The sequence below is a fragment of the Ruania zhangjianzhongii genome, from assembly GCF_008000995.1.
Classification (GTDB): Bacteria; Actinomycetota; Actinomycetes; order Actinomycetales; family Beutenbergiaceae; genus Ruania; species Ruania zhangjianzhongii.
The window spans coordinates 1330656-1356948 of sequence record NZ_CP042828.1 but is presented as its reverse complement, the minus strand read 5'-3'; the positions used below and the strand labels follow the sequence as shown (position 1 = coordinate 1356948).

Sequence of the window (26293 nt, the reverse complement as noted above, 5' to 3'; positions counted from 1 at the left end):
AGTCCCCGTCAATACCTTCGGAGTTGTGGAGATTGTTTCAACACCGTAACGATGCCGAAGGCCGATTCTGCCTGCGCTCCGCCTTTGGCTCAAGGTCCCGAAATTGGCAGGATCCCGCCAGATGTCACTACGCCGAGAGCATGCGGATCAGAGCAGGAAACCGCGGCGCGCCGACGAATGTTCCGGTTGAGGCTGAGGGTGAGGTTCCCTAGCGTTACCAGGCATCACGACCTGTCGGCGTAGCCCGTCGGATGAATCCTGCCCAATTGCGCGGTCCTTTCGATACTTTGGAGTGGACCTCTCCACTGGGGAGGACCACCAGGCGACGCCCTCGTCCAACCGAAGGGACCATGATGGCAAATAGGATGCGACGTACGGTCGCAGTGACGGCGACCGCGGGTGCCCTCGCTCTCGGGCTAGCCGCCTGTGGCGACGGCGACGGCGGCGGCGAGAGTGAGGCTGGCGACGGCCACCTCGCCGAGCTTCAGGACTCCGGCACCATCACCGTCGGTATCGCCGGCGAGGAGCCCTACAGCTTCCTCGATGACTCCGGTGAGCCCACGGGGGCCACGATCGCCCTGCACGAAGCAGTGTTCGCCGAGATGGGCATCGATACCGTCGAGGCCACCGTCGTGGACTGGAACTCACTCATCCCGGGCTTGAACGCCGGCCGCTTCGATGCCGTGTCCGCCGGTATGTCGATTCTTCCGGACCGCTGTGCGAACGCACTCTTCAGCGACCCGGAGATCAGCTACACCACGGCGCTGATGGTGCCGGAGGGCAACCCCGAAGGCCTGCAGACCATGCAGGACATGGAGGGCACTGACCTCACGGTGGCAGCGATGACCGCGGCCATCGAGCAGGGCTACGCCGAGGACACCGGTATCGACCTGATGACGGTGGACGCCCCTGAGGACGGCCTGGAGGCCGTGGTCGCCGGGCGCGCCGACGCATTCGCACTCACCGGTATCTCGCTGCGGGCCCTGGCCGAGCGCAATGCCGATGCTCCGGTCGAGGTGACCGATCCGTTCGTCGCCGTGGTGAACGGCGTGGAGCAGGTCGGTGCCGGTGCCACCGTGTTCGCGCAGGGCGACGAGGAACTCCGGGACGCGTACAACGAGGCGTACCACAGCGTAGTCGGCAGTGCCGAAGACTTCGTGGGCATCGCTGGCGAGTTCGGCTTCACCGACGCTGAGTTCCCGCCGGAGGACGTCACCACCGAGATGCTCTGCAACGGGGACCTCCCCGAAGTCGAAGGCTGAGTAGCTCTACCGTGGACGGTCTCCTCGACCAACTGAGCCTGGCGGCGCCGCGCTTCTTGGACGGGCTGGTGATTACTCTCCAGCTCGGCCTGGGCGGCGCCGTCCTGGCTTTTGTGATCTCCGTAGTCCTAGGTCTGCTCACCCTCAGTGAGCACCTCTGGCTACGGGCTCCAGGACGCGTCGTCGTGGAGTTCTTCCGCGGCACCTCGCTGGTGGTGCAGCTCTTCTTCTTCTTCTTCGTCTTCCCACAGCTCGGGCTCGACCTCGAACCCATCCCAGCCGGGATCCTCGCCCTGGGCCTCAACTACGGTGCCTACGGCGCTGAGGTGGTCCGCGGCTCGCTGGCCGCTGTTCCGAAGGCGCAGTGGGAGGCCACGGTCGCACTCTCGATGAACCCGGTGCACCGAATGGTTCGGATCATCTGGCCGCAAGGCTGGGCACTGATGCTCCCCGGTCTGAACAACCTGCTGGTGATGCTGGTCAAGGGCACCGCACTGGCGAGCTTCATCTTCCTGCACGACATCACGTTCGTGGCCGACGATCTGCGCCGGACCATCGGCAAGCTGCTCGCCTTCGGAATCGCCTTCGCCCTCTACTACGCACTGAACCAGTTGCTCTCCAGCGGGATGCGGATCCTCGAGCGGCACGCGCAGCGCAAGCTGGGCCTGAAGCCGCCGAGCGGCAAGCAAGCGAAACGGGCAGCGGCACTGGCGGGGGTGAACTGATATGTCATGGGACATGGGCCTAGCCCTCGAGATGCTGCCGGACCTGCTTGAGGCGTTCGTCAAGATCACCTTGCTGGTCACCGTGGTGTCTTCGGTGGCCGCCGCCGTGCTCGGGATCGTCTGGGCGATCCTCCTCCGGGAGGGACCTCGGCCGGTCTCGGCCGTCGTCTTCCGGATCCTCGACATCATTCGGATGACCCCGATCCCGCTGCAGCTGGCGGCGGTGTACTCCTTCTTGATCGCTACCGACGTCTCCACCCTGTCGATCGGGATCGTGGTCTTCGGAATCCACTACTCCACCTACATGGCCGAGTCCTACCGGGCCGGGATCGAGTCGATTCGTCCCGGTCAGTGGGAGGCTGCCACGGCGTTGTCGATGTCGAAGACTCGGACCTGGCAGGCAGTCATCATCCCGCAGGCGCTGCGGGCCACTGTGCCCTCGCTCGGCAACTGGGCGATCGCGATGTTCAAGGACACCCCGTTCCTGATCATGATCTCGGTACCGGAGCTCGTCACCGTGGCCCAGGACCTCGGCGCGAACAACTTCAGCTACTTCGAGTCCATCACTCTCGCCGGCCTCATCTTCCTGGTGGCGAGCTACCCCACTGCCGTCCTGATGCGGAAACTGGAGAACCGTCTTGCCACCTACTGACGAATCCCTGCAGCCGGTGCCGGGTGCTCCGGCACTGACCTTCGACAACGTCGTCAAGAAGTTTGGCGACCTGACCGTGCTCAACGACCTCAACTTCCAGGTCGAGCGCGGCCAGCGCGTCACCCTGATCGGGCCCTCGGGTTCCGGGAAGACGACGATCCTGCGCCTGGTGATGACCCTGGAGTCACTCACCGGTGGCTACATCTCGGTCGATGGCGTTCCGCTCACCCACCTCGAGTCGAACGGCAAGCGAGTGGCACGGCGGCCCAAGGATGTCGCCAAGCTGACCCGTCGGATCGGGATGGTGTTCCAGCAGTTCAACCTCTTCCCGAACATGAGCGTGATCGAGAACATCATCGAGGCGCCGGTACACGTCCTCGGGAAGAGCAAAGAAGAGGCCCGCAATCGTGGCCTGGAACTGCTCGACCAGGTGGGCCTGAAGGACAAGGCCGACCAGCACCCGACCCGGCTCTCCGGCGGTCAGCAGCAGCGGGTGGCCATCGCCCGTGCGTTGGCGATGGACCCGGAGATCCTGCTGCTGGACGAGGTGACCTCCGCCCTGGACCCCGAGCTGGTGGGCGATGTGCTCAACGTGCTCCGTGACCTGGCGGAGTCCACCGACATCACCATGCTGATCGTCACCCACGAGATGCAGTTCGCTCAGGACGTCTCGCACCGTGTGCTGATGTTCGACAGCGGACACATCATCGAGGACGCCGAGCCGGACGTGATGTTCTCCAACCCGACGCACGACCGCACCAAGGAGTTCCTCAAGGCCGTCCTCTAGGTCGCAGCGCTTCGAGAGTTCGCCCGTCGGTCCGATCACTGAGTGGTCGAATCGGCGGGCGAAGTAGCGAGTGCATGGATTCAACCGCGCCCCGGCGGCGGGCCGGGCGGGCGGCGGGCAGGGCGGCGGGCCGGGCGGGAGTCAGGCGGGCTGCAGATCCAGGCGGCGCAGCCGGAGCGCGTTCAGCGCCACCACCACGGTCGAAGCGCTCATCAGCAGCGCACCCACCGCCATCGGCAGCACGAACCCGACCGGGGCCAGCACGCCGGCCGCCAGCGGCACAGCCACCAGGTTGTAGCCCGAGGCCCACCAGAGGTTCTGCTGCATCGTACGGTAGCTCGCCGCGGACAAGCGCAGCACGGAGAGCACGCTGCGCGGGTCGTCGCCGGCCAAGATCACCCCCGCCGAGGCTGCCGCGACATCGGTGCCGGCGCCGATCGCAATGCCCACATCCGCCTGAGCGAGCGCCGGGGCATCGTTCACCCCGTCGCCGACCATCGCCACGGTCCGGCCCTGTTCCTGCAGCTCGGCGACCTTGGCACTCTTGTTCTCCGGGCGGACCTGGGCGAAGACCTGGTCGATGCCCAGCTCCGCAGCCACCGCGCGGGCCACCGGCTCGGCGTCACCGGTGACCATCGCCACGCCCACTCCTTGCTCGTGCAACTCAGCCACTGCCTGCCGCGACTCCGCCCGCACCTCGTCCGCCAGGGCGAGCGCACCGACGATCTGTCCCTCGACCAGCACGTGCAGCACGGTCCGCCCCCGTTCACCCCAGGCGGAGGTCTCCGCCAGCGGCTCGAGGCCCAGCTCGCCGATCATGTGCGGGCCGCCCACCCGGACCTCGCGCCCGTCGATCTGAGCCGTGACACCACTGGCGGTCAGCGCCTGGAAGTTGCTCACGCCGGGCAGCTCGAGCCCACGCTCGGCCGCAGCGGCGACGATCGCCCGCGCGAGCGGATGCTCACTGTCCGACTCGGCGGCAGCGGCCCAGGCGAGCATCTCGTCAACGGAACCGATCACGCCCGAGCCGACCTCCGCCGTCGTGATGCCGGTGAGGACGGGTGAGCCGGTGGTGAGCGTGCCGGTCTTGTCGAAGAGCACCATGTCCACTGTGCGGGCGCGCTCCAGCGCGAGCCGGTCCTTGACCAGGACCCCCGCGCGGGCGGCACGTTCGGTGGAGATGGAGACCACCAGCGGGATCGCCAGGCCGAGCGCATGCGGACAGGCGATCACCAGCACCGTGATCACCCGGGTGAGAGCGTCGGCCGGGCTGCCCAGGAGCAGCCAGGCGATCGCGGTGAGCACAGCAGCTCCGAAGGCGAAGTAGAACAGCCAGCCGGCGGCGCGGTCGGCGAGGCGCTGCACCTTGGTGGTGGAGGACTGTGCCTCGGTGACCATCCGCTGGATCCCGGCCAGCGCAGTGCTCTCCCCCACTGCGGTGATCCGGACCCGCAGCGCAGAGTCGGTGGCTACGGTGCCGGCAACTACCTGGTCCCCGGCCTGGCGCGCCACTGGGGTGGACTCGCCGGTGATCATCGCCTCGTCCACGTGGGCGCGGCCTTCGGTGACCTCGCCGTCGGCGGGGATGCGCCCACCGGGGCGGACGATCACCAGGTCGTCGGTGGTCAGTTCTGCGACCGGCACGACGGCGGAGCTCCCGTCGGTCTCGAGCCGTTCCGCTTCGTCGGGAAGGAGCTGGGCGAGACTGTCCAGCGCCGAGGAGGTGCGCGCCAGCGAACCCATCTCGATCCAGTGCCCGAGCAGCATGATCACCACCAGCAGCGCCAGCTCCCACCAGAACTCCAGGTCAGGCGCGAGCAGTCCCACCGTGGCGGCCAGCGAGGAGGCGAACGCAACGGTGATCGCGGTGCCGATCAGCAGCATCATCCCTGGCGCCCTGGCACGGAGCTCGTCGACTGCACCGGTGAGGAACGGCCAGCCGCCCCAGGAGAAGATGACGGTGCCCAGGACCGCCGGGATCCAGGCGGTACCGGCGGGTGGGGTGTAGCCGAGGAGTTCGGCGAACATCGGGCTCAGCGCCACCGTCGGGACTGCGAGCACGAGCATGATCCAGAACAACCGGCGGAACTGGGCGACGTGGTCGCCGTGGCCCCCGTGGCCGGTGTGGTCCTGGTGGTCAGCGTGGCCGCCGTGGCCTTGGTGATCGCCGTGATCCGCACCGTCGTGGTGCGCCTCGTGGGACCGATCGGTTCCGATATTCATCCGGGTGACTCCCTCCATCGCCGTCCTGGCACAAAGGATACCCCCCTAGGGTATTTGACGCGCGTCATTGGCGCATCGGAGGTACCTTCCGGGATCGGAGCCAATCTGTGACTTCTCTCCGATCCCGGAAGTTACCTCCGTTGGAGACAGCGCTGCAGATGGCTGCGCCCGGGGGCCGGTACCGGGTCACTGAGGAGGCCAGGTCCTCGGGCCGGTACGGTCGGGACGTGCTTCCTGCTGCTACCGCCCGGCTGTGCTTCCGGGAGATGACCGAGGACGATCTGGATGCGATGGCCGCACTGCTGGGCGATCCGGCGGTGATGACCTACTACTCCGCGCCAAAGACCAGGGAGCAGGCACTGGCGTGGATCACGTGGAACCAGGCCAACTACGCGGCACACGGCTACGGCCTGTGGCTGATGCGCACCCGCGACGGCGAGTTCGTCGGCGACTGCGGGCTCACGTGGCAGCGGGTCGGCGGCACGCCGATGCTCGAGGTCGGCTACCACGTGCGGGCCGCACTCCAGGGGCGCGGATACGCCACCGAGGCTGCGGCCGCGTGCCGCGATCTCGCTGCCGGCAGCATCGGCGTCGATAGCCTCGCGGCAATCATCCATCCGCAGAACGTCGCGTCCCGGCGGGTGGCGGAGAAGATCGGGATGGCGCACCGCATCGACGACCGGTCGCCGAGTGGAGAGCTCCGCACCGTGATGGGGATGCGCCTACAACCCTCGCCGTAGCCGGATCGCGCCGGACGCTCATCCGGTCCGGGGGTCAGAAGCTCAGGCGGTCCCGGCCTCGGCAGTGGTTGGACGGTCATCGGCATCCAACGTCTCCACGCGGTGCAGCACGAGATGAGCGACCAGACCGGCCAGTCCCACGCACAACACGGCATCCACCCCATGGGCGAGGAAGGCACCGATCGCGGTCGGCCCGCCCCAGGCGTTGCGGGTGAACTCAGGATCCAGCCCCGCGGTCACCTGCATGCCCATCCGCAACACCAGGTAGCCGATCAGCGCTGCGATCAGAACGAACACGGTGCACCGCAGCACCCCGGTGAACGACCTACGGGAGAACGTCAGCCGGATCCGCGCACCGGTGCGCCGGGTCCAGGGCGAGACCAGCCAGCGCAGGGACCCGGTCAGCAGGGTGGCCAGCACCCCGGCGGCAACAACGATCGCGCTGACCACCAGATGAGCAGCGATGGCGTTGTCTTCTGGGCGGTGCGGCTCCTCCGGCACGTCCGCCCCGAGAGTGAGCGCACCGAGCACGAGGCCGAGGGCGAACAGGATCCCGGTGATCAACACCAGTGGTCGCGACCAGCCGGCGGAGTGCGGTGTGGAGCGTTCAATCATCCGGTCCACTACAGCCTGACCGCGGGCGCCGGCGCAACAGATTTGCGCCTGCCGCCTGAGGGTCTCGCCATCACATCAAGTAAATGTAGTTGCGACTCTAACTGAAGGGGCTAGTATGTGTCTTGATAACCCTTACTCGTTCATCAGGGTCCCGATCGGCGAAGGAGCAGCACTCATGCAGCTCGCGGTCTCCACGGTGATCTTCGCCCTGCGCGCGGACGAGCAGTCCGCGAAGCAGCGCGGCCCCGAACTCTGGCTGCCGTTGGTGTGCCGGGTTCGTGATCCCTACGACGGCTACTGGGCGCTCCCCGGCGGCCCGCTGGGCGACCACGAGGGCCTCGCCGACTCGGCGGCCCGTACCTTGGACGAGACCACCGGCCTGCGCCCCGCCTACCTGGAACAGCTCTATGCCTTCGGCGAGCCCGAGCGCGGCGCCGGCGCCGGCGGTGTCACCCGCCGCACCTCCGCCAGTGCCCCGAAATCAGCCGCCGACCGGATGGTCTCGATCGTCTACTGGGCGCTGCTCGGCAGCGATGAGGCAGCCCGGGCGCGGGTGGGTCAGAACGTACGCTGGCTCACCGCCGAACGCCTCCCCCGCCTCGCCTTCGACCACAACCTGATCGTCGAGTACGCCCTCTGGCGGCTGCGCACCAAGATCGAGTACGCCCGGATCGCGCACGCGTTCCTCGGCGAGACCTTCACCTTGAGCGAGCTACGCGAGGTGCACGAGATCGTGCTGCAACGCGACCTGGACCCGGCGAACTTCCGCCGTCAGATCGAGGCGAGCAACGCCGTCGTCCGCACCGAAGAGTTCCGCACTGGCGGGCGGCACCGCCCGGCGCGGCTGTACCGCTACAACAGCGCCATCGAACCGGTGGACCTCGGCCCACTCGCCCCGCGCAACGCACCACCCTCCTCCCCCGACCAAAGGAGCAGGCCATGACCACGGCCTCCGTCGACACCCGGATCCAGCTCATCGCCACCGGCAAGGAACCGGGCAGCACCTGCAGCGACGACCTCGCCTCCGGTCCATGGGAGTTCGACGCCCAACCCCCCGGGTACGGCCCGGGCGCCTCGATGGCCGATGCGATCCCCGCCGCCACCCCGCGCCAGGGCGAGCTGCCGGCCGCCTACCGCGAGGCCGACACTGCCGAGCTGCACGAGCGCATTCGCGCCGCCAAAGCCACCCTCGGTGAGCGGGTAGTGGTGCTCGGCCACTTCTACCAGCGAGACGAAGTCATCCAGCACGCGGACTTCGTCGGTGACTCCTTCCAGCTCGCGAACGCCTCGCTGACCCGGCCCGAGGCGGAAGCGATCGTCTTCTGCGGAGTGCACTTCATGGCCGAGACCGCGGACCTGCTCTCCCGGCCCGAGCAGGCGGTGATCCTGCCGAACCTGGCTGCCGGCTGCTCGATGGCGGATATGGCCGATATCGACCAGGTGGAGGAGTGCTGGGAGCAGCTGATGGAGGTCTTCGGCAGCGAAGGCGACGCCGAGGGCCGTCAGCCGGTGATCCCGGTGACCTACATGAACTCCTCCGCCGCGCTGAAGGGGTTCTGCGGCCGCAACGGCGGGATCGTGTGCACCTCCTCGAACGCCGCCACCGTGCTGGAGTGGGCGTTCGAGCGTGGGCAGCGCGTGCTGTTCTTCCCGGACCAGCACCTGGGTCGCAACACCGCCAAAGCGATGGGCATCGGGCTGGACCAGATGCCGATGTGGAACCCGAACAAGCCGCTCGGCGGTAACGACGAGGCCGGGTTGGACGCCGCGAAGGTGATCCTCTGGCACGGATTCTGCTCCGTGCACCGCCGGTTCACCACCGACCAGATCGCTCACGCCCGAGCCACCCACCCCGACGTCCGCGTGATCGTGCACCCGGAGTGCCCGATGCCGGTGGTCGACGCGGCGGATGAGTCAGGTTCCACCGACTACATCCGCAAGGCGATCGACGCCGCCACCGCACCCACCACGTTCGCGATCGGCACCGAGGTCAACCTGGTGCAGCGCCTCGCCGCCCAGTACCCGCAGCACACCATCTTCTGCCTGGACCCGGTGATCTGCCCGTGCTCCACGATGTACCGGATCCACCCCGGCTACCTGGCCTGGGTGCTGGAGTCGCTGGTGGCCGGTGAGGTGGTCAACCAGGTGCAGGTCAGCCAGGACGTGGCCGACCCAGCGCGGCTCGCGCTGGAGCGGATGCTCGCCGCGAAGCCGCGGGCGTGAGCATGCCGCGCGTGCTGATCGTCGGCACCGGGATTGCCGGACTGACCGCTGCCCTCACCCTGGCCGGGCGCGCAGAGGTGACGGTGGTGACCAAGGCTGGCGCCGCCGTCAGCAACACGGGTAAGGCCCAGGGCGGGATCGCCGCGGTGACCTCCGCTGATGACCGGGTGGCTCTACACGTGCAGGACACGCTCACCGCGGGTGCGGGCTGGTCCGACCGTGCCGCGGTGCAGGTGCTCTGCGCAGAAGGGCCGGCCCGGATCGCCGACCTGATCGAGGCCGGGGTGCGTTTCGATACCGCCGACGACGGCGCACTCGCCCGTGGTCTGGAAGCCGCCCATTCGCGTGCTCGGGTGTTGCACGCTGGTGGCGATGCCACCGGCGCCGTCATCGCCGGCGGGCTGCTCGCTGCCGCTGCGCGCGCCGGGGTGCAGGTGCGCGAGCAGGTGCTGGTCACCGAGCTGTTGCGCGCCGGCAGGCGGGTGGTCGGGGCGAGGCTGGTGGACCTGACCACGGGGCGCCTCGAGTGCCACGAAAGTGACGCCGTCGTGCTGGCCAGCGGTGGGGCCGGACAGCTGTACCCGTACACCTCGAACCCGGGGGTGGCCACCGGTGACGGTGTGGCGCTCGCCGCGCGGGCCGGTGCCGGGCTGGCGGACCTGGAGCTCTACCAGTTCCACCCGACCACGCTGGCGCTGCCCGGCAACTTCCTGGTCTCCGAAGCGGTGCGTGGCGAGGGTGCGGTGCTGCGGGACGTGACCGGTCAGCGGTTCATGCTCGGCGTGCACCCGGACGCCGAGCTCGCCCCACGGGATGTGGTGGCACGTGCCGTGGCGGCGCAGATGCTCAGCACCGGAGCGCCAGTGACCCTCGATGCCACCGCTCTGGGCGAGGACTTCCTGCGCAGGCGGTTCCCGAGCATCGATGCTGCCGTGCGGGCGGCCGGGCTGGACTGGGCGCACCAGCCGGTACCGGTCACCCCGGCGGCACACTACTGGATGGGCGGAGTGGCCACCGACCTGTGGGCGCGGACCTCGGTGCCGGGTCTGCTGGCCGTGGGCGAGGTGGCCTGCACCCAGGTGCACGGGGCCAACCGGCTCGCGTCGAACTCGCTGCTCGAGGGGGCGGTGTTCGGTCATCGGGCCGCGCGGGTGCTGCTCGGCGACCCGGCGGCCGAGGATGACCCCGCAGGCCCGCAGCGCGCGGGCCTGGTCTTCGCCGACGCGAGCGCAGGCGCTTCCGCTGAAGCGCTTGGCCGGGCAACGGGCGCTCCCGCGGGAGCGTTCGTGACCGGCGCCCCCGCGGGAGCTTTCGTGACCGGCGCCCCCGCGGGAGCGCCGGAACCCTTCAGCCGCGCCGCGCTACAGGAACTGATGTGGACCCACGCCGGGCTGATCCGGGACGAGAACGGACTCGCCCACGCCGAAGCCGTGCTCGAGCGCAGGGCCGCGGTAGCCGAATCGACCAGTGCTGCCGACCCTCTAGCCGCACACGAAGACGAGTCGGAGTTTGTGCAGCATCCCGCTGCACAAGCCGACCCTCTGGCCGCGCAAGAGAACGCGAACCTGCTTCTGCTCGCTCGTCTGGTGGTCCGTGCCGCCCGCACGCGGACCTCCTCCCTCGGTGCGCACTTCCGCGGCGACGCCCCCGCTCCGGCCACGGGTGGGTCGATCCTCTCCCCCGAGCTCGTTCTGGAGACCCACTGATGCTCACTCCCACCACTGTTAGCTCTGTCGTCGCCGCGGCGCTTGCCGAGGACGCCCCGTGGGGTGACGTGACCTGCGAGGCGTTCGTACCGCCGTCGGCAACGGCCGTAGCGCAGCTACGCGCCCGCACTGACGGCGTGCTCGCCGGGGCTGAGGTGTTCACTGCGGCGTTCAGGCTCACCGATCCGGGTGTCGCCGTGCAGTTCCACACCGGCGACGGCGCCCGGTTCCGTTCCGGAGAAGTGCTCGCCGAGGTGCAGGGGCCGGCAGCCGCCGTGCTGCGTGCCGAGCGGATCGGGCTGAACTTCGCCCAGCGAATGTCCGGTATCGCCACGCTCACGGCCCGCTACGTGGCCGAGGCGGCGGGGACGAAGGCGCGCATCGTGGACACTCGCAAGACCACTCCAGGGCTGCGGGCCCTGGAGCGGCATGCGGTGCGGGCCGGCGGCGGATTTAACCACCGGTTCTCGCTGTCGGATGCGGTGATGGTCAAGGACAACCACCTGGCGGTGGCCGCCAACCAGGGGCTCTCGGTGACCGAGGCGCTGCTGGCCGCGCGCGAGCGGCTGGGGCACACCACCCACCTGGAAGTGGAGGTGGACCGCTTGGACCAGATCGAACCGGTGCTTGCCGCCGGGGTGGACACGATCATGCTGGACAACTTCTCCCTGGCGGACCTGCGCACGGGGGTGGCGCAGGTGGCCGGCCGGGCGATCGTCGAGGCCAGCGGCACCATCGGGCTGGAGCAGGTGCGTTCCGTGGCCGAAACCGGGGTGGACGTGATCTCGGTGGGGGCGCTGACCCACTCCGCACCGGCGCTCGACCTCGGGCTCGACGTCACGGTGGCCGGTCCGGGCGCGCAGGACTGAGCCGATGTATCTGGACGCTGCAGCAACCGCGCCGATGCGCCGGGAAGCCCTGGAGGCCGCCTGGCCCTACCTGACCGGGGAGTTCGGCAACCCCTCCAGCCAGCACAGCCTGGGCGAACGGGCGGCGGCCGGGCTGACCGCGGCGCGGCGGCAGGTGGCGGGGGTGCTGGACTGCCGGGCCAGTGAGGCGGTGTTCACCTCCGGCGGCACCGAGGGCGCGAACCTGGCGATCAAAGGACTGGCGCTGGCGAACCCGCGGGGGCGGCATCTGGTCACGGCCGCGACCGAGCACGAGGCCGTGCTCGAATCGGTGGATTATCTGCGCCGGCTGCACGGGTTCGAGGTCTCGTTCGTGGACGTGACACGCGCAGGCGTGGTGACGCCGGACGCCCTGACCGCCGTGCTGCGCGAGGACACCACGCTGGTGTCCGTGGCGCTGGCGAACAATGAGATCGGGACCGTGCAGGACCTGGCGGCGCTGGCTGGGGTGGCGCATGGGGTGGGGGCACTGGTGCACACCGACGCCGTGCAAGCCGCGGGCTGGCTGGACCTGGACGTGCGCGAACTGGGGGTGGACGCACTGAGTGTGTCCGGGCACAAAGTAGGTGCCGGGAAGGGCATTGGCGCGGTGTTCCTGCGTGGGCGGCTGCCGGTGGAGCCCGTGCTGCACGGTGGTGGGCAGGAGCGCGAGCGCCGGTCGGGGACGGAGAACGTGGCCGGTGCGGCGGCGCTGGGGGCAGCGTTGAGCCTGGCGGATGCGGAGTGCGGTGAACGGGCTGAGCGGATCGCCGCGGCACGCGATGCTTTCATCGCCCGGGTGCGTGAGCTGGTGCCGACGGCGGTGCTCACCGGGGCGGAGCAGGGTTCTGCCACTGCTGTTGTCGGCGTCGAGGGCTTCGGCCGGCTGCCGAACCACGCCTCGTTCTGCTTTCCGGGCGTCTCCGGTGAGGCGGTGCTGCTAGAGCTGGAGCGGCGCGGGGTGATCAGTTCGAGCGGGTCGGCCTGCGCGGCTGGCTCCGACGAACCTTCGCACGTGCTGCTCGCCTGCGGGATCGACCCCGAGATCGCACAGACCTCGGTGCGCTTCACCTTCGGCTCCGACGTAGACGTCACGGGCCTACTCTCCGCGGCGGACTCCGTGGGCGAGGCAGTGGCCGCGGTCACCGCGATCTGAGCACCGCGACTCAGCCCACCTACGGCGAGGGATCCGAACCGTCAGAGCCGGACGAGCATCTTCCCGGTGTTGGCCCCACCGAGCATGTCGATGAACGCCTGGGGCGCGTTCTCGAGTCCATCGCGGAACGTCTCGTCGCCCTGCAGCCGGCCGCCGGCGAGCCACTCGGCCGCCTTGCCCCGGTACTCCTGCGCGAGGTGCGCGTACTGCCCCACGATGAAGCCGCGCAGCGTGAGGTTCTTGCCGATAGCCAGCGAGAGGTTGTGTGGTCCGGGCGGTGGTTCGGTGGCGTTGTACTGCGAAATGGCACCGCACATCGCTACTCGACCAAACAGCCTCAACTCACCGATCGCGGCCTCGAGGTGGTCGCCGCCGACGTTGTCGAAGTAGACGTCGATACCCTCCGGAGCCGCAGCACGCAGGCCGTCGTGCACCGGGCCGTCCTTGTAGTTGAAGGCCTCGTCGTAGCCGAGCTCGCGGATCCGGGCGACCTTGTTCGCCGAGCCGGCCGAACCGATCACCTTCCCCGCACCTAACGCTCTGGCGATCTGACCGGCCGCCTGGCCGACGGCCCCCGCGGCCCCGGAGACGAAGACGGTATCCCCCTCGCGCATCTCGGCTACTGCGGTCAGCCCGACATAGGCGGTCAGCCCGGTCATGCCGAGGATCCCGAGGTACCGGGACGCCGGAGCGGCCCCGACGTCCACGACAGAGGCCGCTGCCGCCGGCAGTATCGCGTGCTCACGCCACCCGGACCCGTGCAGGACCTGCGACCCGACGGCGACCTTGGCGGAGCGGGATGCGATGACCTCGCCCACGGCGCCGCCATCCAGCGGGGATCCCACGTCAAACGGGGCGACGTAGGACTTCACGTCGTTCATCCGGCCGCGCATGTACGGGTCCACGGACATGACAGTGTTGCGCACGAGGATCTCCTCGGCGCCGAGCTCGGGCAGATCGACGGTCTCGACTCGGAAGTCGTGGGTCTCCGGCTTGCCGTGCGGCCGCGACGCAAGGGCGATCTGGCGGGTGGTGGTGGGCGTCTGCGTCATGTGATCAGTCCTGGGTGGCGGGGAGGGTCGTGTCGATGATGCCTCGGGTGGCGTTTTCGACCACAGCAGGCTACCTCCGTCGTACGACGGCGGCCACGTCAGCTGGACGTCAAGGCGCCGACGGCCCGCACGCCAAACCGGCCTCGGGCATCCGCGCTGCCCACTACTACCGCGAGCCGCTGGGAATCCGCGTGTAAACAGCCGTTGACTAACGGTGAACGAAGGTTTACCTTTGCGGTATGGCTACCACCCGCGAGCGGATCCTTGCCGCGGCCGTCGTCTGCTTCGGCCGCGACGGCTTCGACGTCGGCCTGCGCGAGATCGGCGCCGAAGCCGGGTTCAGCGCCGCCCTGGTGGTTCGGCAATTCGGCTCCAAGGAGGGCCTGCGACGAGCCTGCGACGAGCACATCCGGGCGGAGATCGTGCGGGTGAAGGAGGAGCATATCGTCGAGCAGGACGGACGCAGCGTGCTCGCTCACCTGGCGCACTTGGACGAGTACACCCACATCACCGCATACGTCGTGCAGAGCCTGCTGGACGGCGGAGCGCTGGCCCGTTCCTTGATCGAGCACATGGTCACCGATGCGTCGAACTACATGGCCCATGGGGAGCGGGCGGGCCTGATCCGACTCTCCCGCGATCCGCAGGCCCGGGCCCGCTACCTGACTTACGCCGGACTCGGCGCCATGCTCATGCAGTTGAAGTTTGCCGAGGGGGAGTCGGTCGATGCGGTCGGAGTGCTCCGCGCCGTGATGGACCAGCAGATGCTGCCCATGCTCGAGGTCTACTCCGAGGGTCTGTTCACGGACGGTCGCTATCTGGACGCCCTGCTAGAAGTCAGCGACGCTGACCACGTACCACCTACCCGCCACGAACCGACCACCGTCCCGCACGACGTCGCGACCGACCCACCGGGGTGAGGGCGCGGTCACCGGCACCCTGGTCCGCACCGGCTCTCGGAGCCTGGCGCGGCCCGCCGCCTACCTCCCGTACGCACGGCAGTTGACTGCCGCTGCGGACAGTTCGGGTGCCACACAGCATCCCGCGGAGTCCTCTCCGCCCCGCGAAAAGGAGTTCCGAGATGGCAGACGTCATCACCACCAGCAATCTCGTCAAGGACTACGGCAAGGTCCGCGCCCTGAACGGGCTCGACCTGACCGTGTCCGCTGGCGAAGTACACGGCTTCCTCGGCCCGAACGGCGCTGGGAAGACCACCACTATCCGCATCCTGCTCGGACTGCTGCGCCCCACCTCGGGCACCGCCCAAGTGTTCGATCAGGACCCGGTGACCCACGCCGTCGACCTGCACCGCCGGCTCGCCTATGTCCCCGGTGATGTGGAGCTCTGGCCGAACCTGACTGGCGGTGAGGCGATCGACATCTTCTCCCGGCTGCGCGGGCACGCCGACCGCGACCTGGTCGAGTACCTCGCCGGCCGGTTCGATCTGGACCTGAGCAAGAAGGGCCGTACCTACTCCAAGGGCAATCGGCAGAAGGTGGCCTTGGTGGCCGCACTCGCCAGTCAGGTAGAGCTGCTCGTCCTGGACGAGCCGACCGCCGGTCTGGACCCGCTGATGGAAGCGGTGTTCCAGGAGTGCATCCGGGACGCGACGGAGCGTGGCACCTCGGTGCTGCTGTCCAGCCACATCCTGGGCCAGGTGGAGGCTCTGGCCGACCGTGTCTCCATCGTGCGGGCCGGGCAGATCATCGAGTCCGGCACCCTGGCAGAGCTGCGCCACCTGACCCGGACCTCGGTGCAGGTCACCGCCGCAGGCAACACCTCCCCCCTGGCGGACCTGCCCGGTGTGCACAGTCTGACCACCGCTGACGACCAGACCCGGTTCGAGGTGGACGGCGAGCACATGGGCGCCGTGGTCCGCGCACTCGGCCCGATGGAGGTGGCGTCTCTGACTGCCCATCCGCCCACGCTGGAGCAACTGCTGCTGCGGCACTACGGCGACGGTGATGCCGGCACCGCAGTCGCCGACGAGAAGACGGCCGAAGCCGCCGCGAGCGAACGGGCCGATCGCGAGCCGGCCAGGGACTCGAGGCGGCACGCTACGACCAAGGGGGCACAGTGACCACCGTCGCCGCACCGGTCGCCCGCACCGACCACGGCTCCGCGCTGACCGGCACCGGAACCCTGCTGCGATTCATGCTGCGGCGGGACCGGGTGCGGCTGCCCGCATGGATCGTCGGTATCAGCATCTTCGTTCCGTACTTCTTCACGGCGTTCCAGACCTTGTTCCCGAGCGCCACCGAGCTGGCCGAGGTGGCCGCATTCACCACCGGACCGATGATCGGTCTGCTCGGTGGCCCGGGCTACGGCCTGGGCGCCGAGCTGACGTACTTCACCTTCTTCAACGCGATCTACGTGCTGTACTTCATGCTCGCGGCAGCGGCGATGAACATCCTGCTCGTGTCCCGGCACACCCGGGTGGAGGAGCAGACCGGCCGGGCGGAGCTGGTCCGAGCGAACGTCCTGGGCCGGCACGCAGCCCTGGCGGCCACCACCATCCTCGCCGTGGCGAGCAACGTGGCGCTCTTCGTCCTCGTCCTCGCCGGCCTGCGCGGCTTCGATGCGCCGATGTCCGGTGCTGCACTCGTGGCGGCAGGTATCAGTGTGTTCGGTCTGGTGTTCGCAGCCGTGACCATCACGGCGGTGCAGATCAGCGAGTACTCGCGGGTAGCCAGCGGGATCGCAGGTGCGGTCCTGGGCGGCGCCTTCGTGCTTCGCGCTGCTGGCGACCTGATCGGCGATCACGGTAGCGCGCTGTCCTGGATCACACCGTTCGCCTGGTCCCAACAGACCCGTGCCTTCGTGGACGAACGCTGGTGGCCGCTACTAATCTCTCTGACGGCGGCGGTCGCCCTGACCATTCTCGGCTTCGTGCTCTCCACCCGACGGGACCTGGGTGCGGGCCTGCGGGCCACTCGGCGCGGGCATGACCGGGCACGCGCCTGGTTGAGCTCACCGGTCGCGCTCGCCTGGCGGCTGCACCGCGACTCGGTCCGGGGCTGGGCGATCGGACTGATCGCCGGCGGGCTGATCTACGGGTCCACCGCGCAACCACTCGCGGACTCGTTCCAGGACCTGTCCGGCACGCTGGGCCAGGTCCTGGCCGGCGGTCAGGGCGACCTGCTCACCGGGTACCTGAACATGATGGTGGTGATGATGGTGATCGCCACCGCGATCTTCCAGGTCCTCGCGGTGTCCAAGGTGCGCACCGAGGAGACCGACGGGCGTACCGAGCCGGTGCTGGCCACCGCCGTGAGCAAGCAACGCCTGCTGGGCGCCCACCTGGGGGTGGTGGCGGTGGCCGGTGTAGTGCTGCTGGTGCTGTCCACCGCGAGCATGGGGCTGACAGCGGCCGCGGGGACCGGTGACTGGTCACTGCTCGGTGAGCTGACCGTGGCGGGCCTGGTCTACTCCCCTGCCCTGCTGGTGGTGCTCGGCCTCGCGGCCGCCTTGTACGGCCTGAACCCACGGCTCCTCGGCATCGCGTCCGCGGTGCTGGCGTTCAGCGGGCTCGCCGCGTTCTTCGGGGAGATGATGGAGCTGCCCGAGGCGGCGCAAGCGATCTCGCCCTGGCACTACACGCCCACCTACCCGGTGGAGTCGGTCACGGCACTACCGCTGGTCGTCCAGCTGGCGGTGTTCACAGGCCTGGCCGCGACGGGTATCTGGGCGTTCGGCCGCCGCGACCTGCGCTCGGTGTGACCCGACCCTGTAGGTGCCACTTGTTGTCGCGCCGCCTGCCGCGAAGCGACGAAAACTGGCACCTACAGGGTGGGAGCAGTGCGGCGACCGACCGGCTCAGTCCCCGGCAGCCACACCGGCCGCCGCAGCCACCGACGTCTCTCGGGCGAGCACGGCGTCGATCAGCTGGCTGACCCAGTCCAGCAGCGCCTCGTCCCGCAGCGCCACCCCACCCACCCGGGAGGTGGTCGGCGCGGGCACCAGCACGGTGCGGATCGCGGGCTTGTGCACAGTGCCCGGGTAGAGCCGCTTCAGCCGCAGCTGGGCGGATTCGGGCAGCTCCACCGGTGCAAACCGGATGTACTTGCCCTGCCCGGTGATATCCACCAGACCGGCGGAGCGGGCCTTGATCCGCAGGCCCGCCACGGCGAACAGCCGCTCCACCTGCTCCGGTACCGGCCCGTACCGGTCCACCAGCTCCTCGCGCACCTGGGCCAGCGCCTCCTCACCACTCACCTGGGAGAGCTTGGTGTACGCCTCCAGCCGGAGCCGCTCATGCGCGATGTAGTCGTGCGGGATGTGCGCGTCGATCGGTAGCTCGAGCTTGAGCTCGGACAGCTCCTCCGTCTCTTCCCCCTTGGCTTTGGCCACCGCCTCGGAGACCATCCGCACATACAGGTCGAAGCCCACACCGGCGATGTGCCCGGACTGTTCCCCGCCGAGCAGGTTGCCCGCGCCACGGATCTCCAGGTCCTTCATCGCCACCTGCATCCCGGCGCCGAGATCGGTGTGCGCGGCGATGGTCTGCAGCCGTTCGTGTGCCGTCTCGGTGAGCGGCTTCTCCGGCGGGTAGAGGAAGTAGGCGTAGGCACGTTCTCGCCCGCGGCCCACCCGGCCGCGCAGCTGGTGCAGCTGGGACAACCCGAACACGTCGGAGCGCTCCACGATCAGCGTGTTCGCGTTCGAGATGTCCAGCCCGGTCTCCACGATCGTGGTGCACACCAGGACGTCGAACCGCTTTTCCCAGAAGTCCACGATCACCTGCTCCAGCTGGTGCTCGTTCATCTTCCCGTGCGCGACGGCGATTCGTGCGTCGGGTACGAGCTCGGCCAGTTTCGCTGCGGTTTTGTCGATCGACTCCACCCGGTTGTGCACGTAGAAGACCTGCCCCTCGCGGAGCAGCTCGCGGCGGATCGCGGCGGCGATCTGCTTCTGCTGGTACGGCCCGACGAAGGTGAGCACGGGGTGGCGCTCCTCCGGCGGGGTGGCCAGCGTGGACATCTCCCGGATCCCGGTCACCGCCATCTCCAGGGTGCGCGGGATCGGGGTGGCCGACATCGCCAGCACGTCCACGTTCGTGCGCAGCTGCTTGAGCGTCTCCTTGTGCTCCACCCCGAAGCGCTGCTCCTCGTCGATCACCACCAGGCCGAGGTCCTTGAACCGGACGTCCCCGGTGATCAGGCGGTGGGTGCCGATCACCACGTCCACGGCGCCGCTGCGCACCCCCTCGCGCACCGCCTCGGCCTCGGCGGAGGTCTGGAACCGGGACAGCGCCTTGACCACCACCGGGAACCCGGAGTACCGCTCGGCGAACGTGTCCAGGTGCTGCTGCACCAGCAGCGTGGTGGGCACGAGCACGGCCACCTGTTTACCGTCCTGCACCGCCTTGAATGCGGCACGAATGGCGATCTCGGTCTTGCCGTAGCCGACGTCCCCGGAGATCAGCCGGTCCATCGGCATGGACTTCTCCATGTCCGCCTTGACCTCATCGATCGAGGAGAGCTGGTCCGGGGTCTCCACATACGCGAAGGCATCCTCGAGCTCGCGCTGCCACGGGGTGTCCGGGGCGAACTGGTGCCCCCGGGTGGCCATCCGCGCGGCGTAGAGCCGGATCAGCTCGTTCGCGATCTCCTTGATCGCGCGCCGGGCGCGGGACTTGGTCTTCGCCCAGTCGGAGCCGCCGAGCTTGTTCACGCTCGGTGCCTCGCCACCGGTGTACTTCGTCACCTGGTCCAGGGAGTCCGTGGGCACGTACAGCCGGTCCCCGGGGTGCCCGCGCTTGGACGGTGCGTACTCGATCACCAGGTACTCACGGGTGGCCGCGGTCTTGCCGGTCCCGACCGTGCGCTGCAGCAGCTCCACGAACTGGCCCACGCCGTGCTGCTCGTGCACCACGTAGTCCCCCGGACGCAGCGCCAGCGGGTCCACCACGTTGCGTCGGCGCGCGGGCAGGGTCCGCATGTCCCGGGTGGAGGTGCCGGCGCGGCCGGTCAGGTCCGCCTCGGTGAACACTGCCAGCCGGAGTGTCTCGGAGACGAACCCACGCCCGACGCTGGCGGTGGTGACCAGCACCATCCCGGCCACCGGTAGGTCCGGGTCCTCCCCCGCGCGGGCGTCGGAGCCGGCGGGTTCCACCTCGGCGACCAGCCGGGCGGGCACGTCGGCGTCGAGCAGCTGTTCCACCATCCGCCGGGCCGGTCCGGGCCCTTCGGTGACCAGCACCAGGCGCCATCCGTCCCGGGTGAGCTGGCGCAGATCGGCGACCGCGCGGTCGGTCTCGCCCCGGTAACCCTCCACGTCCCGGGAGGCGATCTGCACAGCCCGGCCCGCGCCGTCGCCCTCCTCGGACGGTGCAGCAGTCTCGGACGGTGCAGCGGTCTCGGCGAGCTCCTCGAGCTCGGCGTCGGCGGAGAAGGCCGAGACCTGCCACCAGCCCAGCCCGCGGCGGCGGGCAATGTCCCGAGTGTCCTCCAGGGTGGCGAACGAGGCACGGGAGAGGTCGATCGGAGAGTTCGCCCCTGCGGCGGCGGACGTCCACGCCGCAGCGAGAAACTCCTCGGTGGTGGCCACCAGATCGTGCGCCCGGCGGCGGATCCGCTCCGGGTCGTCCACCAGCAGCAGCGCGTCGGCGGGAACCAGGTCGAGCAGCGGGACCATCTCATCCACCAGCACCGGAGCGAGGGACTCCATCCCGTCCACGGCGATACCCTCGCTGAGCTTCTCCAACATCTCGGTGGCCCCGGGCAGGGTGGCCATCAGCTCGCGGGCTCGCTCGCGCACACTCTCGGTGAGTAGCACCTCCCGGGTGGGCGGGGCCCACATCCCGTCCTCGCTGATTTCCAGGGAGCGCTGGTCGGCGGCGGAGAACCAGCGGATCTCCTCGATGTCGTCGCCCCAGAACTCGATCCGCTGCGGGTGCGCCTCGGTGGGGGCGAACACGTCCAGCAGACCGCCGCGGACCGCGAACTCGCCGCGCCGCTCCACCATGTCCACGCGGGTGTAGGCGGCATCGACCAGCGCGGCGATGACGTCCTCCATCGGGGCGGTGTCCCCGGCGCGCAACGCCACCGGCTCCAGGTCACCGAGGCCGGCGACCACCGGCTGCAGCAGTGCCCGCACCGGCAGCACCAGCACCCGGATCGGGGCGGAGGAGCCGGCCGGGCCCACCTGCGCGGTGTCCGGGTGAGCGAGGCGGCGCAGCACGGCGATCCGCCGGGCGACGGTGTCGCTGCGTGGGGAGAGCCGTTCGTGCGGCAGGGTCTCCCAGGACGGCAGAACGGCGATGCCCTCGCTCGGCAGATAGGCGGCCAGCGCTTCAGCGAGCTCGTCGGCCTCCCGGCCGGTGGCCACCACCACCACGAGTGGCCGGTCGGCCCGGCTGGCGAGCTCGGCGAGCATCGGTGCGCGCACTCCCACGGATGCGGTGATAGTCAGCGGGCCGCGCGCCGGCACATTCTCGACCAGCTCGGCCAGGCCGGAATCAGCCCGGAGCGCGGGCAGCACACCTGTGAGGTTCATCGGTGGGAGGTCCCTTCAGGGCAGCACGAATGGCCCATCTCCGCCGGCAGAGGGGAGGTGGGATTGAGGGGATCCAGTCTACTCCCGACGGCGGAGCGCCCCTTCCGCTGATGCGTTGCGGGTGCTGGGGCATGAGGGTGAACGTAGCAACAGGTGTTGCCGCTACCGACGGCTTCCGCCTGGAAGATTCCGCCGTTCGGCTGCTCGCACTGCGATACCTGGCACCAACGCAGCCGCGGCACCGAACACCAGTGCCCCGACGATCAGCAACGCCGGTGGGGTGAGGATGCCGATCGGCATGATGCCGCCGAAGTATTGGGCCATCAGGTTGTGCACCATCTGCACCGCAGAGACGTTGCCGGACCCGAACGCGAACAGCATGTCCCAGAGCTGTTGCTGACTGCGCACCACGATCAGCATGCCGATGGTCAACGCGGTGAGGCCGAGAACGGGTAGCCACCGGATCGAGTGATCGGACTCGCGAGCCGTGCGCAGTCCGTCGGCAAGGTAGGTCCAGGCGAACAACAGCGGCACAGTCAGCATCTGCGGCGTCAGTCCGGCGTACGGCGGTCCGGCGGCGTCCAGGCTCCAGGCCGCATAGATGGCCGCGACCAGGGGAAGCAGCCCGACGAAGAACCACGGTGCCACCACGATCAGAGCGCGGCGGCTGTGCTCGCCGAACGGGCGGAGGTAGCCGAGCCCGAACGCCGCAGCACCGGTGACCAGCACCGTCAGCGTCACCTCCAGCGCGCGGATGCCGACAGTTCGCCAGGTCGCGGACACCGCCTCAGCCTGCCCGCTCTCCAGGTCCCCCGCTCCGACTCCCACCTGGCTGAGCCAGGGAAAGGCCAGGATCACCAGGACGAGTGCGACGACGACGCTCAGCACCACGGCCAGCACACCCGGTGAAGAGCTGCTGGGCGGCGGGCCTGAGTATCCCGGGACCGCGAACTGCTGCCCGCCGGCGCCGTTCGGGACGGGCGGGCGATAACCCGCCGGTGGTGCGCCGTCCGGGACAGGAGAGCGATAGCCCGCCTGTGGTGCGCTGTCCGGAGGCGGGCCAAAGCCGGCGGGCGGTGCGCCGTTCGGGACGGTCGGGCGATAGCCCGCCGGTGGTGCACCGTCCGCAGTCGGCCCATAGCCGGCGGGCGGGCCATAGCCGACGGGTGGGCCATAGCCGACGGGTGGTCCAAAGCCCGCGGGCGAGCCACCGGCCGGTCCCGAACCGGCCGCTACCGGTGGGAGGTGCTCGGCCATATCGGTGGTCACGTCGAACCGCGGGCGGACGGCCAGGAGCAGCACCCCGGCGCCGACTCCCAGAATGCCGAGCAGCACACCGAGCAGGACGCTCATCGCCGCACCGGGTCCTCCCGCCTCGGCACCTAGGGCGGTGGAGATGATCAGCGTGCCCGGCACCTCTCGGGCGGACAGACTCAGCTCGGTCTGCATCGCCATCGCCGCTGCACCGATGGCTGTCACCGCGCCGATCGCCAGCAGCACACGACTGGAACGGATCAGGGCGCCGCTGATGGCGCCGATCAGCACCAGCAGTGCAAGCACAGCGGCGTGACTACGAAAATGCAGCAGCAGATCGCTGCTCGTGGTCCAGAAGACACTGAGAATCATGCTTGCTGGGCCGTAGGTGACCAGTGCTGCACCGAGCACTCCCAGGCCTACCCGGCGCAGGCGGATGGGAGCCCGGCGCAGCTGCACACCGAGCATCACGCCCACACCGGCACCCACGATCCCGACGCCCAGGCCCACCACGAAGGTGCTCGCCACGGTGGAGAGCCAGGTGGGCTGGATCTGTGCGTAGCCCGCGCCGGTCACACTGAGCAGCACTGTCCGCACTGCGGGAATCAACTGCTGGGTGACCAGCACCACCAGTGCCGGCACCAGCAACAGCAGTCCGATGATTCGCTGCGCCGGCGTTGTTCTTTGCCCCTGGGCACGCGCGTACCCCATATCCCCTGAAAGCCCCATGCGGGGAGGCTAGCAATGCCGTCAACGGGATTCCTCCGCGGCGAGAAGTCCCGCTGGCGGCACCAGTCGCTAGTCGCGGGCGGCACCAGTCGCTAGTCGCGGGCGGCGTGCAGCCGGGTCTGAGTCTTCTCCAGACCATCAGCGAGCAGGTCCGCGACCGCTTCGGCCGCCTCCTCCAGAGTGACCGCCAGGCCGACCCGCTCGATCGTGGAGAAGTCCCGGAGCACGTAGTCGGCCGCCTCCATCCGCCCAGGTGGACGGCCGATACCCACCCGCAGCCGGAGGTAGTCGCGGCTGCCGAGGGACTGCGAGATGGACTTCAGCCCGTTGTGGCCGCCCTCACCACCGCCGCGCTTGAGGCGCAGCGTCTCCGGGGGCAGGTCGAGCTCGTCGTGCACCACCAGGAGCTGCTCGATCGGCACCTGGTAGAACTGCATCAGTGCGGACACCGGTCCGCCGGAGAGATTCATGTAGCTGCCCGGTTTGGCCAGCACCACCCGCGGGCCGGGCGCCCCACCGGCAGTCACGCCGAGCCGGCCGTCGAGCACCGCGGCACGAGCTTTGTGTGCGGTGAAGGAGCCGGGTACCTCCCGAGCGAGCACGTCGAGAACCATCTGACCGACGTTGTGCCGGTTGCCGGCGTAGGTGGGGCCAGGATTGCCCAGCCCCACCACCAGCCATGGCGTGTTGCTCATCGAGAAGCGAGCTCTCAGTCCTCGTCGGCGGGAGCCTCGGACTCGGCCGCCTCAGCAGCGCCCTCCTCGGTCTCCTCGTCCTCGTCCTCGTCCTCTTCGGCCTCAGCGCGCGGCACAGAGATGATGACGACCTCGTACTCGGGGTCGGTCTCCAGCTCCACCCCCGCGGGCAGCGACACCTCGCCGGCGCGGATGATAGCGCCCTCTTCCAGTCCCTCGATGGAGACCTCGAGAGACTCGGGGATCTTGGTGGCGTCAGCCAGCACGCTCAGGGTCTGCGACTCAAGCATGTGGATGGTGCCCGGGGCGGACTCGCCCTCGAGGATCACCGACACGTCGACGACCACCTTCTCGCCGCGGCGGACCAGGATGAAGTCGATGTGGTCGATCGTGTGCCGCACCGGGTCGCGCTGCACGTCCTTGGCCAGGGCGAGCTCGTGCTCCCCGTCGAAGTTGATCGTCAGCAGCGCGTTCGCGTTGTCCTTCAGCGCCAGCCAGGTGGAGTGGCCGGGCAGGGTCAGGTGCACCGGGTCGGTGCCGTGGCCGTAGAGCACCGCGGGGATCTTGTCCTCGCGGCGGATCCGGCGGGCAGCGCCCTTGCCGAATTCGGTGCGGCGGGTTGCCGCCAGGGCGGTGTCGGTGTCAGCCATGGTGTTCTCTCTCCACTGTCGAGGCATCGGGGCGGGCCTGCGGCGGTGGGCGGGCGGTCACGCAGAGGATCGCACAGCACAGGCGCTTCCACCGCGTCGATCACGGAGCCGGGCTGGCGCCCGTCCTCCCTCGCCGAGGCAACCGCACAAGTGTACCCGCAAAGTGGCCATGGGTGACGCCGCCGGGAGCCGGGCTCAGCACCGCCGGTTCAACTGCCCCGCATCGGAATCCACTTGCGCCCTCGGAGTCCAGTTGGAACCGGATTCCGAGGGATCGGCGGCCGGTGCGCCGTGGATTCCGAGGGATCGGCGGCCGGTGCGCCGTGGATTCCGATCGTGCGGCGACCCGGTGCGCCGTGGATTCCGATGGTGCGCCGGCCGGTGCGCCGTGGATTCCGCGGTACCCGGCAGGTGGCATCCGGGCCCGCGCGCCAGCTCAGGCGTTGCCGTCGAAGAGGCTGGTGACCGATCCATCGTCGAATACTTCCCGGATGGCCCGGGCCACCAGCGGGGCGATCGAGAGCACGGTCAGCGGACCGACCCGCTTCTCCGCCGGGATGGGCAGCGTGTCGGTGATCACCACCTCGCTCGCACCACATTCGGTGAGTCGCTGCATCGCCGGATCGGAGAGCACCCCGTGGGTAGCGGCCACGATCACACTGCGAGCGCCGTCATTCATCAACACCTTGACCGCCTCGGTGATGGTGCCGCCGGTATCGATCAGGTCGTCCACCAGGATGCAGTCGCGCCCTTCGACGTCGCCGACCACCCGGTTCGCGACCGCCTGGTTCGGCCGGGTGATGTCCCGGGTCTTGTGCACGAACGCCAACGGCACCCCGCCCAGCCGGGCGGCCCACTGCTCCGCGACCCGGATTCGACCGGCGTCCGGGGAGACCACGGCGGCGTTGCCGAGGTCGATCCGGGTGCGCACGTAGTCGGTGAGGATCGGCATCGCCCAGAGGTGGTCCACCGGGCCGTTGAAGAAACCCTGGGTCTGCGCGGCGTGCAGGTCCACGCTCATCAGCCGGTTGGCTCCGGCAGTGAAGAACATGTCCGCCATCAGTCGGGCGGAGATCGGCTCGCGGCCGCGGTGCTTCTTGTCCTGCCGGGCGTAGCCGTAGAACGGGATGACGGCGGTGATCGACTTCACCGAGGCCCGCTTCAGCGCGTCGACCATGAGCAGCTGCTCCATGATCCACTGGTTGATCGGCGCGGTGTGCGACTGCAGCACGAACGCGTCGGTACCGCGCACGCTCTCGGCAAACCGCACATAGATCTCGCCACTGGCGAAGTCGTAGAGCGTGGTGGGCACGATCTCGATGTTCAGCTCGCTGGCCACGTTCTGGGCGAGCTCGGGGTGCGCCCGGCCGGAGACGAGGACAAGGCGCTTCTCGCCGTGGCTGGTGATGCCGGTCATCACAGAGTGCTCCTGTCCGGTTC

The 26293-nt window shown here is 69.3% G+C and carries 21 protein-coding genes; 13 read left to right on the top strand and 8 right to left on the bottom strand.

The annotated features are described in order from the left end of the window. Positions 1-365: 365 nt before the first annotated feature. From FU260_RS06240 to ehuA, 4 genes are read left to right on the top strand one after another with little or no spacing between them, the layout of a single operon-like run. Entirely contained in the window at positions 366-1262 is an 897-nt protein-coding gene (locus FU260_RS06240) for a transporter substrate-binding domain-containing protein (RefSeq protein WP_147916275.1), read from the top strand. Positions 1263-1273: 11 nt separating this feature from the next. Next, a complete protein-coding gene (locus tag FU260_RS06235) occupies positions 1274-1987 on the top strand; it encodes an amino acid ABC transporter permease (protein WP_147916274.1) in 714 nt (237 codons plus the stop codon). 1 nt (position 1988) lies between these two features. Next, positions 1989-2639 (top strand): amino acid ABC transporter permease, encoded by a 651-nt coding sequence (locus tag FU260_RS06230; RefSeq protein ID WP_147916273.1) that lies wholly within the window; start codon positions 1989-1991, stop codon positions 2637-2639. Beyond that, on the top strand, positions 2626-3426 hold the full coding sequence (gene ehuA, locus FU260_RS06225; protein ID WP_280527388.1) for an ectoine/hydroxyectoine ABC transporter ATP-binding protein EhuA: 801 nt from the start codon (positions 2626-2628) through the stop codon (positions 3424-3426). Before FU260_RS06230 ends, ehuA begins: the two co-directional genes overlap by 14 nt. 141 nt (positions 3427-3567) lie before the next feature. Here ehuA and FU260_RS06220 read toward each other — a convergent pair whose 3' ends face one another. After that, a complete protein-coding gene (locus tag FU260_RS06220; protein ID WP_235912222.1) occupies positions 3568-5649 on the bottom strand; it encodes a heavy metal translocating P-type ATPase in 2082 nt (693 codons plus the stop codon). Between the two features lie 227 nt (positions 5650-5876). Here FU260_RS06220 and FU260_RS06215 point away from each other — a divergent pair, with 227 nt between their 5' ends. After that, positions 5877-6389: a GNAT family N-acetyltransferase gene (locus FU260_RS06215; RefSeq protein WP_210418213.1), complete on the top strand. Its 513-nt coding sequence runs from the start codon at positions 5877-5879 to the stop codon at positions 6387-6389. Between the two features lie 42 nt (positions 6390-6431). Here the strand turns inward: FU260_RS06215 and FU260_RS06210 are convergent, their stop codons facing one another. After that, complete coding sequence (locus FU260_RS06210; protein ID WP_147916270.1) at positions 6432-7004, bottom strand: hypothetical protein; 573 nt, start codon at positions 7002-7004, stop codon at positions 6432-6434. 175 nt (positions 7005-7179) lie between these two features. Between FU260_RS06210 and FU260_RS06205 the strand changes: the two genes are divergently transcribed. The 5 genes from FU260_RS06205 to FU260_RS06185 are packed head-to-tail and all read left to right on the top strand — an operon-like array spanning position 7180 to position 12976. Next, positions 7180-7947 (top strand): NUDIX hydrolase, encoded by a 768-nt coding sequence (locus FU260_RS06205; RefSeq protein ID WP_147916269.1) that lies wholly within the window; start codon positions 7180-7182, stop codon positions 7945-7947. Beyond that, positions 7944-9227: a quinolinate synthase NadA gene (gene nadA, locus FU260_RS06200; protein WP_147916268.1), complete on the top strand. Its 1284-nt coding sequence runs from the start codon at positions 7944-7946 to the stop codon at positions 9225-9227. Before FU260_RS06205 ends, nadA begins: the two co-directional genes overlap by 4 nt. A gap of 2 nt (positions 9228-9229) precedes the next feature. Next, the gene (locus tag FU260_RS06195) at positions 9230-10933 is read left to right on the top strand and encodes an L-aspartate oxidase (protein WP_147919348.1); all 1704 of its coding nucleotides are present in this window, start codon (positions 9230-9232) and stop codon (positions 10931-10933) included. After that, a complete protein-coding gene (gene nadC / locus FU260_RS06190; protein ID WP_147916267.1) occupies positions 10933-11802 on the top strand; it encodes a carboxylating nicotinate-nucleotide diphosphorylase in 870 nt (289 codons plus the stop codon). Before FU260_RS06195 ends, nadC begins: the two co-directional genes overlap by 1 nt. Before the next feature lie 4 nt (positions 11803-11806). Next, positions 11807-12976, top strand: coding sequence for a cysteine desulfurase family protein (locus FU260_RS06185; protein ID WP_147916266.1), 1170 nt, complete (start codon positions 11807-11809; stop codon positions 12974-12976). A 41-nt stretch (positions 12977-13017) separates the two neighbouring features. Here the strand turns inward: FU260_RS06185 and FU260_RS06180 are convergent, their stop codons facing one another. Beyond that, positions 13018-14028, bottom strand: coding sequence for an NADP-dependent oxidoreductase (locus FU260_RS06180; protein ID WP_147916265.1), 1011 nt, complete (start codon positions 14026-14028; stop codon positions 13018-13020). A 239-nt stretch (positions 14029-14267) separates the two neighbouring features. Here FU260_RS06180 and FU260_RS06175 point away from each other — a divergent pair, with 239 nt between their 5' ends. The 3 genes from FU260_RS06175 to FU260_RS06165 all read left to right on the top strand — a co-directional run bounded on the left by FU260_RS06175 (position 14268) and on the right by FU260_RS06165 (position 17748). Beyond that, positions 14268-14948: a TetR/AcrR family transcriptional regulator gene (locus tag FU260_RS06175; RefSeq protein ID WP_147916264.1), complete on the top strand. Its 681-nt coding sequence runs from the start codon at positions 14268-14270 to the stop codon at positions 14946-14948. 161 nt (positions 14949-15109) lie between these two features. Continuing rightward, on the top strand, positions 15110-16108 hold the full coding sequence (locus FU260_RS06170; RefSeq protein ID WP_147916263.1) for an ABC transporter ATP-binding protein: 999 nt from the start codon (positions 15110-15112) through the stop codon (positions 16106-16108). Next, entirely contained in the window at positions 16105-17748 is a 1644-nt protein-coding gene (locus FU260_RS06165) for an ABC transporter permease (protein WP_147916262.1), read from the top strand. The genes FU260_RS06170 and FU260_RS06165 overlap by 4 nt, the downstream gene beginning before the upstream one ends. A 96-nt stretch (positions 17749-17844) precedes the next feature. Here the strand turns inward: FU260_RS06165 and mfd are convergent, their stop codons facing one another. The 5 genes from mfd to FU260_RS06140 all read right to left on the bottom strand — a co-directional run bounded on the left by mfd (position 17845) and on the right by FU260_RS06140 (position 26270). Continuing rightward, entirely contained in the window at positions 17845-21525 is a 3681-nt protein-coding gene (gene mfd / locus FU260_RS06160; protein ID WP_147916261.1) for a transcription-repair coupling factor, read from the bottom strand. 162 nt (positions 21526-21687) lie between these two features. Continuing rightward, on the bottom strand, positions 21688-23508 hold the full coding sequence (locus tag FU260_RS06155; protein WP_147916260.1) for a hypothetical protein: 1821 nt from the start codon (positions 23506-23508) through the stop codon (positions 21688-21690). A gap of 92 nt (positions 23509-23600) precedes the next feature. Beyond that, a complete protein-coding gene (pth, locus tag FU260_RS06150) occupies positions 23601-24203 on the bottom strand; it encodes an aminoacyl-tRNA hydrolase (RefSeq protein WP_147916259.1) in 603 nt (200 codons plus the stop codon). Positions 24204-24217: 14 nt separating this feature from the next. Continuing rightward, complete coding sequence (locus tag FU260_RS06145; protein ID WP_147916258.1) at positions 24218-24853, bottom strand: 50S ribosomal protein L25/general stress protein Ctc; 636 nt, start codon at positions 24851-24853, stop codon at positions 24218-24220. A 436-nt stretch (positions 24854-25289) separates the two neighbouring features. After that, positions 25290-26270 (bottom strand): ribose-phosphate diphosphokinase, encoded by a 981-nt coding sequence (locus FU260_RS06140; protein WP_147916257.1) that lies wholly within the window; start codon positions 26268-26270, stop codon positions 25290-25292. Positions 26271-26293: the final 23 nt, after the last annotated feature.